Annotated in this window: 10 protein-coding genes and 2 riboswitches; of the genes, 8 read left to right on the top strand and 2 right to left on the bottom strand. The window is 64.9% G+C overall.

All coding sequences use genetic code 11. The features are described from left to right. Positions 1-178: 178 nt before the first annotated feature. Positions 179-2,269, bottom strand: coding sequence for a UvrD-helicase domain-containing protein (locus tag PQQ53_RS02390; protein WP_408323209.1), 2,091 nt, complete (start codon positions 2,267-2,269; stop codon positions 179-181). A 370-nt stretch (positions 2,270-2,639) separates the two neighbouring features. Between PQQ53_RS02390 and PQQ53_RS02385 the strand changes: the two genes are divergently transcribed. The 8 genes from PQQ53_RS02385 (at position 2,640) to PQQ53_RS02350 (ending at position 13,959) form a co-directional block, all read left to right on the top strand. Next, positions 2,640-3,689, top strand: coding sequence for an oxidoreductase (locus tag PQQ53_RS02385; protein ID WP_408323208.1), 1,050 nt, complete (start codon positions 2,640-2,642; stop codon positions 3,687-3,689). A 193-nt stretch (positions 3,690-3,882) separates the two neighbouring features. Further along, positions 3,883-4,233: a hypothetical protein gene (locus tag PQQ53_RS02380; RefSeq protein WP_408139960.1), complete on the top strand. Its 351-nt coding sequence runs from the start codon at positions 3,883-3,885 to the stop codon at positions 4,231-4,233. Between the two features lie 145 nt (positions 4,234-4,378). Further along, positions 4,379-4,479: riboswitch (glycine riboswitch) on the top strand. Positions 4,480-4,514: 35 nt separating this feature from the next. Then, positions 4,515-4,669, top strand: a riboswitch (glycine riboswitch). An 80-nt stretch (positions 4,670-4,749) separates the two neighbouring features. Further along, complete coding sequence (gcvT, locus tag PQQ53_RS02375; protein WP_408139959.1) at positions 4,750-5,868, top strand: glycine cleavage system aminomethyltransferase GcvT; 1,119 nt, start codon at positions 4,750-4,752, stop codon at positions 5,866-5,868. 62 nt (positions 5,869-5,930) lie between these two features. Beyond that, positions 5,931-6,311, top strand: coding sequence for a glycine cleavage system protein GcvH (gene gcvH, locus PQQ53_RS02370; protein ID WP_121316065.1), 381 nt, complete (start codon positions 5,931-5,933; stop codon positions 6,309-6,311). 83 nt (positions 6,312-6,394) lie between these two features. Continuing rightward, positions 6,395-9,331, top strand: a complete 2,937-nt coding sequence (gcvP, locus tag PQQ53_RS02365) for an aminomethyl-transferring glycine dehydrogenase (RefSeq protein WP_408323207.1) — start codon at positions 6,395-6,397, stop codon at positions 9,329-9,331. Between the two features lie 127 nt (positions 9,332-9,458). Further along, on the top strand, positions 9,459-10,589 hold the full coding sequence (locus PQQ53_RS02360) for an alginate lyase family protein (protein ID WP_408323206.1): 1,131 nt from the start codon (positions 9,459-9,461) through the stop codon (positions 10,587-10,589). 27 nt (positions 10,590-10,616) lie between these two features. Next, complete coding sequence (locus tag PQQ53_RS02355; RefSeq protein WP_408139954.1) at positions 10,617-12,005, top strand: L-serine ammonia-lyase; 1,389 nt, start codon at positions 10,617-10,619, stop codon at positions 12,003-12,005. Between the two features lie 235 nt (positions 12,006-12,240). Next, positions 12,241-13,959 carry a thiamine pyrophosphate-binding protein gene (locus tag PQQ53_RS02350; RefSeq protein ID WP_408139952.1) on the top strand — a complete coding sequence of 573 codons (1,719 nt, stop codon included), beginning with the start codon at positions 12,241-12,243 and terminating at the stop codon, positions 13,957-13,959. A 106-nt stretch (positions 13,960-14,065) separates the two neighbouring features. Here PQQ53_RS02350 and PQQ53_RS02345 read toward each other — a convergent pair whose 3' ends face one another. After that, positions 14,066-15,214, bottom strand: coding sequence for a branched-chain amino acid ABC transporter substrate-binding protein (locus PQQ53_RS02345; protein WP_408139950.1), 1,149 nt, complete (start codon positions 15,212-15,214; stop codon positions 14,066-14,068). Positions 15,215-15,378 lie beyond the last annotated feature (164 nt).

Here is a 15,378-nt window from a genome sequence, read left to right as displayed (position 1 = left end):
TCTCCCATTCACGCCCGCCGACATTCGGCCGACGAGCCGCGCCACTCTAGCTCAAGCGCTCGGAAAACTGCCGAAGCACTTGCCATGCACAGGGTCTTACGAACCGACGAACGCGACGAATGCGATAAAGCAGCGCGAAGCAGCACAGCACGCACCGCGCCAGGCTACGCGTGCTTCCTCAAGGCTTCTGCAACAGCGCCTTCAAACTCGCGAGCCGGTCTTTCGGCGACATCGGCGCTTCTTCGGGCGTCGGCGGCGGCGCATCGTCGAGCAGCATTTCTGGGATAAAGCGAGACGGCTCGCACACCACCGTCTCTCGCGCGCGCTTGCGCTTCTTGCACCAGTTCAGATGCAAACTGCGCTGCGCCCGCGTGATCGCGACGTACATCAGCCGGCGCTCTTCTTCGATGCGGGCGTCGTCGATCGGTTCGTCGTCGGGGCCGCCGCGATGCGGCATGATGCCTTCCTCGACGCCCACCAGAAACACGTGCGGATACTCCAGCCCCTTCGACGCATGCACAGTCGAAAGCCGCACCGCATCCGGATCTTCCTCGCGGCCTTCGAGCATCGACATCAACGCGACGGTCTGGATCAGGCCGAGAAGATTCTTGCCGGTGTCGCCGAAACCGTCGGCGGTGTCGTAGCCGGTCGCTTCACTGTTGGCGGCGCCCTCCGGCTCGGCCTTGGTGCCCTTGCGCTTGAGCCACTCCATGAACTCCAGCACGTTCTGCCATTTGGCCTGCGCCTGACGTTCGTCGAACGCGTCGTACAGATACGCTTCGTAGTGGATCGCGTCCATCAGTTCGTCGAGCAGCGTGCCGGCCGCGTCCTTCTCGGCGCGATCGGTGAGGCGCTGCATGAAGTCGCAGAACACGCGCATCGGTTCGATCTGACGCGGCGACAAGCGCGCCTCGATGCCGCCCATGTACACCGCCTCGAACAGCGACACCTTCGCCTGGCCGGCAAACGAGCCGAGCGCTTCGAGCGTCGTATTGCCGACGCCGCGGCGCGGCGTGGTGATCGCGCGGATGAACGCGGGGTCGTCATTGGCGTTGGCGATCAGACGCAGATACGCGCAGATGTCCTTGATCTCGGCCTTGTCGAAGAACGACTGGCCGCCGGACAGCACATACGGAATCCGCTCGCGACGCAGCACCTGTTCGAAAATGCGCGCCTGGAAATTACCGCGATACAGGATGGCGTAGTCGCGGAAATTCGCGCGCCGCTCGAACTTGTGCGCGGACAGGCGGAACACCACGGACTCCGCCTCGTGCTCTTCGTCGTTGCAGCCCGTGACGGTGATCGTGTCGCCCATGCCGTGTTCGGACCACAGCTTCTTCTCGAACAGCTTCGGATTGTTCGCGATCACGTTGTTCGCGGCGGTCAGAATACGCACCGTCGAGCGGTAATTCTGTTCCAGCTTGATCAGATGCAGCTTCGGAAAATCCTTGCTGAGCTGGCCGAGATTTTCGAGCGTCGCGCCGCGCCAGCCGTAGATCGCCTGGTCGTCGTCGCCGACTGCCGTGAACGCCGCGCGCTTGCCCGCGAGGAGCTTCACCAGTTCGTACTGGCACGCGTTGGTGTCCTGGTACTCGTCGATCAGCAGGTAACGCAGCTTGTTCTGCCAGCGCTCGCGCACCTGCTCGTTCTTCGCGAACAGTTCGGCGGGCAGGCGGATCAGGTCGTCGAAATCGACCGCCTGATACGCGTGCAGCGTCGCCACGTAGTTGCGGTAGACGATCGCGGCCTGATGCTCGTCCTCGTTCGCGGCGATCGCAATCGCCTCCTCGGGCATGATCAGGCCGTTCTTCCACAGCGAGATGATCGACTGGATCTTGCGGATGAAGCCCTTGTCCGTCGAACCGACCTGCTCCTGGATCATGCCGAAGCAGTCGTCCGAATCCATGATCGAGAACTGCGGCTTCAGGCCGACGTGTTCCGCTTCCTGCCGCAGGATCTGCACGCCGAGCGAGTGGAACGTGCACACCGTCAACTGATTGACGGGCACCTTGCGGCCTTCCTTGCCGGGCGTCGTGAGCGTCTTGCCTTCGAGCAGCTTGCCGACGCGCTCGCGCATTTCGGCCGCGGCCTTGTTCGTGAACGTGACGGCGGCGATGTGGCGCGGCTCGAAGCCTTTCGCTTCGATCAGGTGCGCGATTTTCTGCGTGATCACGCGCGTCTTGCCGCTGCCTGCGCCGGCGAGCACGAGACACGGACCGTCAAGATAGCGGACCGCTTCATTTTGAGCGGGGTTCAGGCCTGCGGACATCGTCTGTGGATGGGTGATGCGGTTAGGAGCGGTGGTCGAGGGCACGCCGGCGTGAAATCGCCGGCGGGAGGCCCGGGGGCATGCTGCGCGGTAGCGTCGGCTGGAACGGGCGCCCGCAGGGGTGCGAGGGTATCCCGGTCCGGCGCGGTTTCGCGCGAGAGGAGCGATGTTAACACGGATGTCTGCCATGGACGCCGCGACGGATGCCCCGGCGGTTAGCCGCGACCGGCACCCGGGCCGGCCCAAAGCGCCCCCCGACAATTCACCGCGACGACGCTGACGGTGCGCCTTCAGGACATGCCACAATTACGGTGTTGCGCGCCGTCGCCGCGGTGGCAAAGCGGCGCGCCGTTTTTGCAGGAAGACACGCATGCCCGGATCGCTAAATATTGGATTGATGGGTTACGGTTTTGCTGGCGCGACCTTTCATGCGCCGGTGATCGCACATTGCGGACGCGCAAGCGTCGCCGCCATCGCGACGAGCCAGCCCGAACGCGCGCAGGCCGACTATCCGCACGCGAAAGTCGTGGCCGACCTCGACGCGCTGCTGGCGCTCGACGACATCGATTGCGTCGTGATCGCCACGCCCAACGACACGCACTTCGACCTCGCACGCCGCACCCTGGAAGCCGGCAAGCACGTGGTGGTCGACAAGCCGGTCACGCTGAGCGCCGCCGACGCCCACACGCTTGCCAACATCGCGCTCGCGCGGGGCAAGCTGTTCATGCCGTTCCACAACCGCCGCTGGGACGGCGATTTTCTGACCGTGCGCGATCTGCTCGCCCGCGTGGAACTGGGGCGCGTCACGCAGTACGAATCGCATTTCGACCGCTTCCGGCCGGAAGTGCGGCAGCGCTGGCGCGAAGAGGCGTCGCGCGGCGGCGGCCTGCTGTTCGACCTCGGGCCGCATCTGATCGACCAGGCGTTGGCGCTCTTCGGCGCCCCGCAGACGGTCTCGGCGACGCTGCGCACGCATCGCGACCAGGCGAGCGCGCCGGACTACGTGCACATCCAGCTCGGCTACGGCGAGTTCGAGGTGGTGCTGCACGCGAGCGCGCTGACCGCGCTGGTCGCGCCGCGCTTTGCGATCCACGGCACGCGCGGCAGCTATGTGAAACACGGGCTCGACACGCAGGAAGACCAGCTGAAAGCAGGCCTGCGGCCCGGCGACGAAGGCTTCGGCGCCGGCAATACCACAGGCTTGCTGCGCGTGCAGGAAGGCGGCCAGGAAGTCGAGCGCGAAGTGCCGACGCGCAATGGCGACTACGCCGGGTTCTATATCGCGGTGGCGGACGCCATCCAGCACGGCGTCGCATTTCCTGTCACGGCTCAGGATGCGGTCGACGTGATGACCATCATCGAGCTCGCGGCGCGCAGCTCGGAAGAAGGCTTGCGCTTGCCGTTCGAGCGCATTCGCTGAGCCATTCGAGCGCGCGGCGCGACGGCTTGTGTACCTAAAACCGCACGAGCCGCCGGGCTCGCGCGGGCAGAAACCCGACGTCTCCGAAAGGAACATAACGTTACAACTCTGCCCGCTCCCCGGTCAGCGCACGGCCGCGCTCATTCGTTGCTACCTGAGTAGCATCTTCACGACAACGACTTCCGGAGAGTCTATGCCTCGTATCACCCGCGCCATTGCAGCAGGCGCCCTGCTCAGTTCTCTCGCCGCCTGCGTGGTGACTCCGCCGCCCGCGCCGACGCCACACCCCACCCAGCAGCAGATCGCGGATCAGCGTCTGCGTCAGGTCGAAGGCCGGATCGACAATCTCGGCCGCCGCATCGACAAACGGGTGAATCAGGGCGACTACCCGCCGCCGCAAGGCGCATCCCTGCATCATCGGCTGGACGTGATCCGCCAGGAAGCGCACGACATGGCCGCGCAACACGGCGGCGGCCTCACCGCCGACGAACAGCGCGTGCTGAATCAGGAGCTGGACAACGCGGCTCACGCGATCGGCGAGTAAGCCGGTTCCGTCATCGAAGCAGCACCGGTGCGCGGCCCAGCGCGGGCAACCTGGCCCGCGTTTTTTTCGCCGACGCGTACCGCAGCCGCCCCCCTACAGGCCGCCAGCCTCTATTTGACAAGCCCCCGGCCGTCGCGTACATTCGCCGCACGCGTCGGGAGAGCGCGCTGGCCGCCGAATATCGCAGGCCGCGCCGCCGAAGGGGCACACCCGCAAACTCTCAGGCAAAAGGACCGACCGCGTCGAAAAACCCTCGCCAGAAGCAACCTCAAGGCAGCGGTTTTTCGCACTCTGGAGAGCGGCAGTAGCCATCTGCGTTTTGGCAACATCACGCAGATTCGGGCAGGCTGCCCACCGAAGGGGCGCGCGTGTCATCGTGGCGGAGCAACGTTCACGGTCGCGCAATCTCTCAGGTATCGAGGACAGAGGGGTCATGCAGAACCACGCTCGCAGGCACCTTGCCGCGAGGCGTAGCGCCGCATGGCCTTTTTTGTTTCGCGAGACGCCCGAGGCCCCATGACCGAACTCAAACACACCCCGCTCAACGCCACCCATCGTGCGCTCAATGCCCGCATGGTCGATTTCGGCGGCTGGGACATGCCCGTCAACTACGGCTCGCAGATCGACGAACACCGCGCCGTGCGCACCGACGCCGGCATGTTCGATGTCTCGCACATGTGCGTGGTCGACTTCACCGGCGAGCGCGTGCGCGCTTTCTTCGAATACGCGCTGGCCAATAACGTCGGCAAGCTGCAAACGCCCGGCCGCGCGCTCTATTCCTGTCTGCTGAACCCGAACGGCGGCGTGATCGACGATCTGATCGTCTATTACTTCAGCGAAGACCACTTCCGCGTGGTCGTCAACGCCGGCACCGCCGAGAAAGACATCGCCTGGTTCGGCCAGCTCAACGCCGACGGCGGCTTCGGCCTGACCATCACGCCGCGCCGCGACTTCGCGATTGTCGCCGTGCAAGGCCCGAATGCGCGCGAGAAAGTCTGGCAAACGGTGCCCGCCGCACGCGCCGCCACCGAAGCTCTGAAGCCGTTCAACGCGGCGCGCGTCGAAGGCACGCCGTTCGGCGAACTGACCGTCGCGCGCACCGGCTACACCGGCGAAGACGGTTTCGAGATCATCGTGCCGGCGGACCACGTAGAGGCGCTATGGAACGCGCTGCACGCGCAAGGCGTGCGCCCGGCCGGCCTCGGCGCGCGCGACACGCTGCGCCTGGAAGCCGGCATGAACCTGTACGGCCAGGATATGGACGACAACGTCTCGCCGCTCGACGCCGGCCTCGCCTGGACCGTCGATCTGACCTCGCCGCGCGACTTCGTCGGCAAGGGCAAGCTCGAAGCCGACGGTTCGAAGGCAGCGTTCGTCGGCCTGATCCTGCTGAAGGAAAACGGCAAGGCGGCAGGTGTGCTGCGCGCGCATCAGAAAGTCCTCACGCCGCAGGGCGAAGGCGAAATCACCAGCGGCACTTTTTCCCCGACGATGCAGGAATCGATCGCCTTCGCGCGCGTGCCCAAGGGCGTGCAGCCGGGCGACACCGTTCACGTCCAGATTCGAGACAAGGCCGTTCCCGCAAGCGTGGTAAAAATGCCATTCGTGCGCAACGGCAAGGTGCTGGCCGTTTAAGCAGCCGCGCGCACGCCCCTCTTTTTAAGCCAATACCGAATCACACCGCACAGGAGCATCCGATGAGCATCCCGGCCGACCTCAAATACACCGAATCGCACGAATGGGTCCGCACCGAAGCGGACGGCACGCTGACGGTCGGCATCACCGACCACGCGCAGGAAGCGCTCGGCGACATCGTCTTCTTCGAAGTCCAGCAACTGGGTAAGACCGTGACGGCGGGCGACACCGTTGCCGTGATCGAATCGGTGAAGGCCGCTTCCGACATCTACGCGCCGGTCTCGGGCGAGATCATCGAAGCGAACTCGGCCGTGGCCGACTCGCCCGACTCGGTCAACAGCACGCCGTACGAAAGCTGGCTCTTCAAGATCAAGCCGGCCGCCGACGCGACGCAAGATCGCCTGATCGACGCCGACGCGTACACGAAGTCGATCGGCGCCTGATCTGATTCACCTTTACGTTTAACCCGCCAGGTGCGGCGCGTCCCTCTCGAAGCCCAGGGATAGCCGCACCGCCAGGAACACCCATGAAGCTCGAACACCCGGATCGTCTGATGAACCGCACTCCTCTCTCGCTCGCCGCGCTCGAAGTGCATGACGCCTTCGCCGAACGGCATATCGGCCCGGATTCCGCCGACCAGGAAGCGCTGCTCGAAGCCCTCGGCTTCGCCTCGCGCGCCGCGCTGATCGACGCCGTGATTCCGAAGACGATCCGCCGCACCGAAACGCTGCCGCTCGGTCCCTTCGCGCAACCGAAGAGCGAGGCCGAAGCGCTCGCCGCGCTGCGCGAACTCGCGGACAAGAACCAGGTGTTCCGCTCGTATATCGGGCAGGGCTATTACAACGCGCACACCCCGACGGTGATCCTGCGCAACGTGCTGGAAAATCCGGCGTGGTACACCGCGTACACGCCGTATCAGCCGGAAATTTCGCAAGGCCGTCTGGAAGCGCTGTTGAACTTCCAGCAGATGATCGTCGACCTGACGGGTCTCGCGATCTCGAACGCGTCGCTGCTCGACGAAGCCACCGCCGCCGCCGAAGCGATGACGCTGCTGCAACGTGTGGGCAAGCCGAAGTCGAACGTGTTCTTCGTCGCCGACGACGTGCTGCCGCAAACCATCGAAGTGGTGAAGACGCGCGCCACGCCGGTCGGCATCGAAGTGAAAGTCGGACCCGCCGCTGAAGCCGCGAACTCGAACGCATTCGGCGTGCTGCTGCAATACCCGGGCGTGAACGGCGACGTGCGCGACTACCGCGCGCTGACCGAAGCGATCCACGCAGCGGGCGGCCACGTGGTGGTCGCCGCCGACCTGCTCGCACTGACCGTGCTTACGCCGCCGGGCGAATGGGGCGCGGACGTGGCCGTCGGCAATACGCAGCGCTTCGGCGTGCCGATCGGTTTTGGCGGCCCGCATGCCGCTTATCTCGCGGTGCGCGACGAATTCAAGCGTCAGATGCCGGGGCGTCTCGTCGGCGTGACCGTCGATGCGCAAGGCAACCCCGCGCTGCGTCTCGCGCTGCAAACGCGCGAACAACATATCCGCCGCGAGAAGGCCACCTCGAACGTGTGTACCGCGCAAGCGCTGCTCGCGATCATGGCCAGCATGTACGCGGTCTATCACGGCCCGCACGGTCTGAAGACCATCGCGCTGCGCGTGAACCGCATCGCCGCGCTGCTCGCCGAAGGCGCGAAGCAGCTCGGCTACACGCTCGTCAACGAAACCTTCTTCGACACGCTCACGTTCGACACCGGCGCGCGCACGCAAGCGCTGCTCGACGCCGCCACCGCGAGGCGCATCAACCTGCGCCGCGTGAGCGCGACGCAAGTGGGCCTGTCGATCGACGAAACCACGACGCGCCACGATCTGACCGATCTGCTCGCGGTCTTCGCGCAAGCCGCCTTCGCGAGCGAGGTGCCGCAAGTCGACGCGCTCGACGCCGCGATGGCTGCTTCGAACACCGCCTCGGTACCGGCTGCGCTCGAGCGCACCAGCACGTACCTCACGCACCACGTGTTCAACCGTCATCATTCGGAAACCGAAATGCTGCGCTATCTGCGCAGTCTGTCGGACAAGGACCTCGCGCTCGACCGCTCGATGATCCCGCTCGGCTCGTGCACGATGAAGCTGAACGCGACCTCGGAAATGCTGCCGGTCACGTGGCCCGAATTCGGCCAGATCCATCCGTTCGCGCCGGCCGAGCAAACCGTCGGCTACCGCGAAATGATCGATCAGCTCGAAGAGATGCTGGTCGCCGCAACCGGTTATGCCGCCGTTTCGCTGCAACCGAATGCCGGCTCGCAAGGCGAGTACGCGGGTCTCCTGATCATCCACGCGTATCACGCGTCGCGCGGCGAAGCGCATCGCAACGTCTGCCTGATTCCCGCTTCGGCGCACGGCACGAACCCGGCATCGGCGCAGATGGCCGGTATGCAGGTCGTGGTGGTCGCCTGCGACGCGCAAGGCAATGTCGATATCGAAGACCTGAAGAAGAAGGCCGCTCAGCACGCCGACAAGCTCGCGGCGATCATGATCACGTATCCGTCCACGCACGGCGTGTTCGAAGCGAACGTGCGCGAAATCTGCGAGATCGTGCATGCGCACGGCGGCCAGGTGTACGTGGACGGCGCGAACATGAACGCGATGGTCGGTCTGTGCGCGCCGGGCCAGTTCGGCGGCGACGTCTCGCACCTGAACCTGCACAAGACCTTCTGCATTCCGCACGGCGGCGGCGGACCAGGCGTCGGTCCGGTCGCGGTCGGGGCGCACCTCGCGCAGTTCCTGCCGAACCAGATCTCGTCGGGCTATGAGCGCGCGCCGAACGGTATCGGCGCGGTGTCGGGCACACCGTACGGCTCCGCATCGATCCTGCCGATCTCGTGGATGTACATCGCGATGATGGGCGCGAAGAACCTGACCGCCGCCACCGAAACCGCGATCCTCAACGCGAACTACCTCGCGAACAAACTCGCGCCGCACTATCCGGTGCTGTATTCGGGCCCGGGCGGACTGGTCGCGCACGAGTGCATTCTCGATCTGCGTCCGTTGAAGGAAACCAGCGGCATCACCGTGGACGACGTCGCCAAGCGCCTCGCCGACTACGGTTTCCACGCGCCGACGATGAGCTTCCCGGTGCCGGGTACGTTGATGGTCGAGCCGACCGAATCGGAATCGAAGGAAGAACTCGACCGCTTCATCGAAGCGATGATCGCGATCCGCGACGAAATTCGCGCGGTCGAAGAAGGCCGCTCGGATCGTGAGGACAATCCGCTGAAGCACGCGCCGCACACCGCTGCCGTGGTGATCGCCGACGACTGGAAGCATGCGTATGCACGCGAAACCGCCGCGTATCCGCTGCCCACGTTGATCGCGAAGAAGTACTGGCCGCCGGTCGGCCGTGCGGACAACGTGTACGGCGACCGCAATCTGTTCTGCTCCTGCGTGCCGATCGCCGACTACGAGTAAGCGCGCGGCGCATCGCCCTCTGTCCGAACGGGCGGCAGGGCGGTGCGCGGTTCTACCCGGGCTTCTGTCGCTCGTGGCCGCAAACGGCTAACATCACACACCGAATCAGCCTAACGAGGAGTTTCGCATGGCGCGAAAGGTGCGATCGATGCAAAGCGGGGCCGCAGCGACGCGAGCCCGCCCGTGGCGGCAAACGTGCGTCTTGATGCTGGCCGGCGCGGCGGCGCTGCTGCCGCTGCGGCAAGCGCAGGCCGCGATGAATTTCTGTGCGGCGCCCGCGTTGCAGACCAGCGAGCGCACCAACGCCGATCCCGGCGTGAAGGCGCTCGTGAGCAACGTGCAAACGCATCTGAACGCGCAGCCGCATGCGCTCGCGAAGCTGCATACCGAGGGCACGCTGCCGCACGAGGGCATCTACGATCAGAGCGTCGAAGCGGAGAAGGATCTCGATCTGCTGCGCGACGCCGCGCTCGCCTGGCGTGCGACCAGCGACGACCGGTTTCTGAAGCTCGTCGACCGCCTGCTGTACGCGTGGGTCACGACTTATCAGCCGAGTTTCAATCCGATCGACGAAACCCATTTCGAAGGGCTGATCCTCGCGTACGACATGACCGCGAGCGCGTTGCCCGTGAAGACGCGCAACGCGGCAATGGCGTTCCTGACGAAGCTCGCGAACGGTTACATCGCGCAGATCGACGCCCAGCCGCGGCCGCTGAAAGGCACGTTCCGCAACAATTGGCAGAGCCACCGGATCAAGCTGATCGCGATGGCGGCGTTCACGCTCGACAACCGCAAGATGATCACCGCGGCGCAGCGTCTGTTCGGCGAGCATATCGGCGACAACATCGCGCCGGACGGTGCGACCGTCGACTTCAGCGAACGCGACGCGCTGCACTACGTCACCTACGATTTGCAGCCGCTCGTGATGGCCGCGCTTGCCGCGCGCCGCCACAACCGCAACTGGCTGCAGGAGAAAGGCGCCAACGGCGCCACGCTGCTGGCCGCGCTCAACTGGCTGGCGCCGTTCGCGTCCGGCAGTCAGAAGCATGAAGAATTCGTGCATTCGAGCGTCCCGTTCGATGCAAAACGTCGCGAGGCCGGCTTGCCTGGCTACTCGGGTCCATGGGACCCGAAGAACGCAACGGAACTGTTTCACCTGGCCGCGCGTCTCGACGGACGCTTTACACCAATCGCGCTACAGCTCGCACCGACGCCACCCGCGTGGCTCGCCGTGTGCTTGCCGCTGCCGGCGCGCTAACATCTACTTATCAGCAGGGAGCAGTCAATGGCAGTCAGCGTGTTCGATCTCTTCAAAATCGGCATTGGTCCGTCCAGTTCGCATACGGTCGGGCCGATGCGCGCGGCGCTGATGTTCGTTCAAGGGCTCGAGCGCGACGGACTGCTGGACGCAACCGCGTCGGTGAAGGTAGATCTGTACGGATCGCTCGGCGCGACCGGCAAGGGCCACGGCACGGATCGCGGCGTGATGCTCGGCCTGATGGGCGACGCGCCCGACACCGTCGACCCGGACACTATCGCGCAACGTCTCGACGCGGTGCGGGTGTCGCGCAAGCTGCCGCTGCTCGGCACACACGAAGTGCCGTTCGTGCAGAAGGATCACATTTCGTTTTATCGCCAGGCGTTGGCCGAGCATCCGAACGGGCTGAAGTTGCACGCGTTCGATGCACAAGGCGAGACGCTACGCGCGTCGACCTATCTGTCGGTGGGCGGCGGCTTCGTGGTGACGGCCGGCGCGCCGAACACGAAAGTGCTGAGCGCCGTCGATCAATTGCCGCACTCGTTTCGCACCGGCAATGAATTGCTCGCGCTGTGCGCGTCGACCGGCAAGAGCATCGCTCAGTTGATGTGGGACAACGAGCGCGTGTGGCATACCGAAGAAGAAACGCGCGCCGGCTTGCTGAAAATCTGGGACGTGATGCAATCGTGCGTCGCGCGCGGCTGCGGCATCAACAACCCCGACGCCGATGGCAACTTGCCCGGGCCCTTTCAGGTGAAGCGTCGCGCGCCGCAGCTGTATCGCGCGCTGTCCGGCAATCCTGAACTCGCGCTGCGTGATCCGTTGTCGATGATCGACTGGATCAATCTCTACGCAATCGCGGTCAACGAAGAAAACGCCGCGGGCGGCCGCGTCGTCACCGCGCCGACCAACGGCGCCGCCGGCATCATTCCGGCCGTGCTGCATTACTACACGCGCTTCATGCCGGGCTCGAACCAGCAGGGCGTGATCGACTTCCTGATGACGGCAGCGGCCATCGGCATTCTGTACAAGCTGAACGCCTCGATTTCCGGCGCGGAAGTGGGCTGCCAGGGCGAGGTGGGCGTGGCCTGCTCGATGGCGGCAGGCGCGCTTGCCGCCGTGATGGGCGGCACGCCGAAGCAGGTCGAGAACGCCGCGGAAATCGGCATGGAACATAACCTTGGACTGACCTGCGATCCGGTCGGCGGGATGGTGCAGATTCCGTGCATCGAACGCAACGCGATGGCGTCGGTGAAAGCGGTCAACGCGGCACGCATGGCATTGCGCGGCGACGGCAGCCACTATGTGTCACTCGACTCGGTCATCAAGACCATGCGCGAAACCGGCGCGGATATGAAGACCAAATACAAGGAAACCTCGCGGGGCGGGCTGGCGGTGAATATCGTCGAGTGTTGATCACACGCATTCATTGCACATGACGACGCGGGCCACGGCCCGCGTTTTTCATTTGCGTGCTCACGCTCTTTGCGCTTCAGGTTCGCGCTTCGTCGGACAGGACAGTTGCGCTGCGCCATGACAGCGCACGCGCGCTCGGCGTAAGCTGTCGAAGCGCCCACCGGCCCGCACCTCACGCGGCGTCGATGCGGCACTATCCGATCGCACTCACGTACTGCCTGGAGGCTTCTTCGCAATGTCGCAGCCGAATGCTCCCGTTTCAGATTCCAACCTTGCTCGCACGACCGGTGCGCGTCTCGTCGTCGATGCTTTGCTCACGCATGGCGTCGAACGCGTTTTCTGCGTTCCCGGGGAAAGTTTTCTCGCTGTGCTCGATTCGCTGCACGACGAGACCGGGCGCATCCAGACCATTGTGTGCCGCCACGAAGCCGCCGCGGCGAACATGGCGGAGGCGGTCGGCAAACTGACCGGCCGCCCGGGCGTCGCGCTCGTCACGCGCGGGCCGGGCGCGACGCACGCGTCGATCGGCGTGCATACCGCGTTTCAGGATTCCACACCGATGATCCTGCTGATCGGTCAATGCGCACGCGAGCATCTCGACCGCGAGGCTTTCCAGGAAATCGACTATCGGCGCATGTTCGGCCAGATGGCGAAGTGGGTCGCGCAAATCGACGACCCGAAACGCATTCCCGAATATCTGAGCCACGCGTTTCACACGGCGACCTCAGGTCGGCCGGGGCCCGTCGTGCTGTCGTTGCCGGAAGACGTGTTGAGCGATGCATGCGATGCCGTGGCCGGCGTGCCGGCTTATCAACGCGTGGCGGCGTCGCCGTCGGCCGCGCAGATCGACAAGCTGCGTGAGTTGCTCGAAGGCGCGCAGCGGCCCATGGTGATCGCGGGCGGCAGCGGCTGGACGCCGGCCGCATGTGCGGACTTGCGGCGCTTCGTCGAGAACTGGCAGCTGCCGATCGGCCTCGCGTTCCGCTTTCAGGACACGCTCGACAACGAACATCCGAACTACGCGGGCGACGTCGGCCTCGGCATCAATCCGGCGCTGGCGCAGCGTATCCGCGATGCCGATCTGTTGCTCGTGCTTGGCCCGCGCATGGGCGAAGCGACGACGAACGGCTACACGCTGCTCGACATTCCGAAGACGAAGCAGACGCTCGTGCACGTGCATCAGGGCGCGGAAGAGTTGGGGCGTGTGTACGTCGCGGATCTGCCGATCGTCTCCGGCATGCCGGAACTGGCTGCGGCGCTGGCGGCGTTGCAGCCATCGTCGGGCCAGCCGGCGTGGGCCGGTGCGGCCGAGGATGCGCATCGCGCGTATCTCGAGTGGCGCAAGCCGCGCCCGATTCCCGGCGACGTGCAAATGGGCGAAGTGATTCAGCAGTTGCGCGCGCATCTGCCGGAGGACGCGATCCTCACGAACGGCGCGGGCAATTACGCGACGTGGCTGCATCGGCACTTTTCATATCGGCACTATCGCTCGCAACTCGCGCCGACGAGTGGTGCGATGGGCTACGGCGTGCCGGCGGCAATCGCGGCGAAGTCGCTGTATCCGCAGCGGGCGGTCGTCGCGCTCGCCGGCGACGGCTGCTTCATGATGGCCGCGCAGGAACTCGCGACGGCGATGCAGTATGACCTTCATGTGCTTTTCATTGTCGTGAACAACAGCCACTTCGGCACGATCCGGATGCACCAGGAGCGGCACTATCCGAACCGCGTGCACGGCACCGGGCTCACGAATCCGGACTTTGCAGCGTTCGCGCGGTCGTTCGGCGCACATGGCGAAACGGTGGAGCGGACGGAGGATTTTCTGCCGGCCTTGCAACGCGCGATGAACGCGCAGCGCGCGGCGGTGATCGAGATTCGCATGCCGCAGGAAGCGAGCACGCCGGGCGCGACGTTGGAGCAGATTCGCGAGCAGGGGAGGAAGATGCGGGGGGAGTAGGGGGGCTTGTGTGAAGAGCAGGTTCGGAACAACTGCCCCATAAAAAAACCCCGCCGAAGCGGGGTTTCTTCCGACGTCCGACGTCAAAGCAAGCAGCAACCTCCGCTTACTTCCCGCCCACGCTTTGCAGCGTGGTCCACTTGCCGTCGACCACCTTGTACAGCGTGATGCCGCCGTTCTTCAGATCGCCGCGGCTGTCATACGCGAGGTTCGACGACGTCACCGCCGGCATCGAGGTCTTCGCGAGCACCGGCAGGTACTTGGCCGGATCGGTCGAGTTTGCAGTCTTCATCGCGGCAAACATCGCCATTGCGCCGTCGTAAGCGTACGGCGAGTACGTTTGCACGTCTTCGTTGAAACGCTTCTTGTACTTCGCGACGTAGTCCTTGCCGCCCGGCATTTCTTCCAGCGGCAGGCCGGCAAGCGACGCCACCGTGCCGTTCGCCGCGTCGCCCGCGAGCTTGATGAAGGTCGGCGTGTGAACCATCTCCCCACCCATCAGCGGCGCCTTCACGCCAAGCTGCTTCATCTGCTTGGCCATCGGTGCCGCTTGCGAATCCGCACCGCCGTAGTAGATCAGATCCGGGTTCGTCGACTTGAGCTTGGTCAGGATCGACTTGAAATCGACGGCCTTGTCGTTCGTGTATTCACGATCGACGATCGTCGCGCCCGCCGCCTTCGCCGCCTTTTCGAACTGATCTGCCAGACCCTGGCCGTAAGCCGTGCGGTCGTCGACGATCGCGATCTTCTTCATGCCCAGATTCTTGACCGCGAACGCGCCGGCGACCGAACCTTGCTGCGTGTCGGACGTCATCATGCGGAACGTGGTCTTGAAGCCTTGCTGCGTGTATTCCGGCGCCGTCGCCATCGCGATCTGCGGGATGCCTGCGTTCGCGTAGATGCGCGAAGCCGGGATCGTGGTGCCCGAATTGAAGTGACCGAGCATGCCCTTGATGCCGTCGTCCACCAGCTTTTGCGCGACGGTCGTGCCGGTGCGCGGGTCAGCCTGGTCGTCGGCCGAATCCAACACGAAGCGAACCTGCTTGCCGCCGATCACCGGCTTGGTCGCGTTCATCTCTTCCACTGCCAGCGTGATGCCGTTCTGGAAGTCCTTGCCGTAGTGAGCCTGTGCGCCCGTCATCGGACCGGCGAAACCCACCTTCACGTCTTCCGTCGATTGCGCGTTGGCCGTCCCCGCCAGCGACATTGCCGCAACCAGCGCTGCGCCTGCCAGCTGTTTCATCTTGTGTTGCATAGCTTCTCCTTGGTACCAGGTGTAGATGGAGCGATATCGGGGTCGCCGTACCGCTTCCGTTTTTGCTGAGCGCCCCCAAACCTGACGCTTCGCGCCAGGCCCCCCCGAGGGGGCAATCCCCAAGGGGACTTCCTTCGGGGCGGAAAACTTGGGAGCGGCCCGGC

This window comes from Paraburkholderia strydomiana (assembly GCF_046030495.1).
Taxonomy (GTDB): domain Bacteria; phylum Pseudomonadota; class Gammaproteobacteria; order Burkholderiales; family Burkholderiaceae; genus Paraburkholderia; species Paraburkholderia strydomiana_A.
Note: the sequence above shows the minus strand (reverse complement) of the source record. Positions and strands in the feature narration are given on the sequence as shown.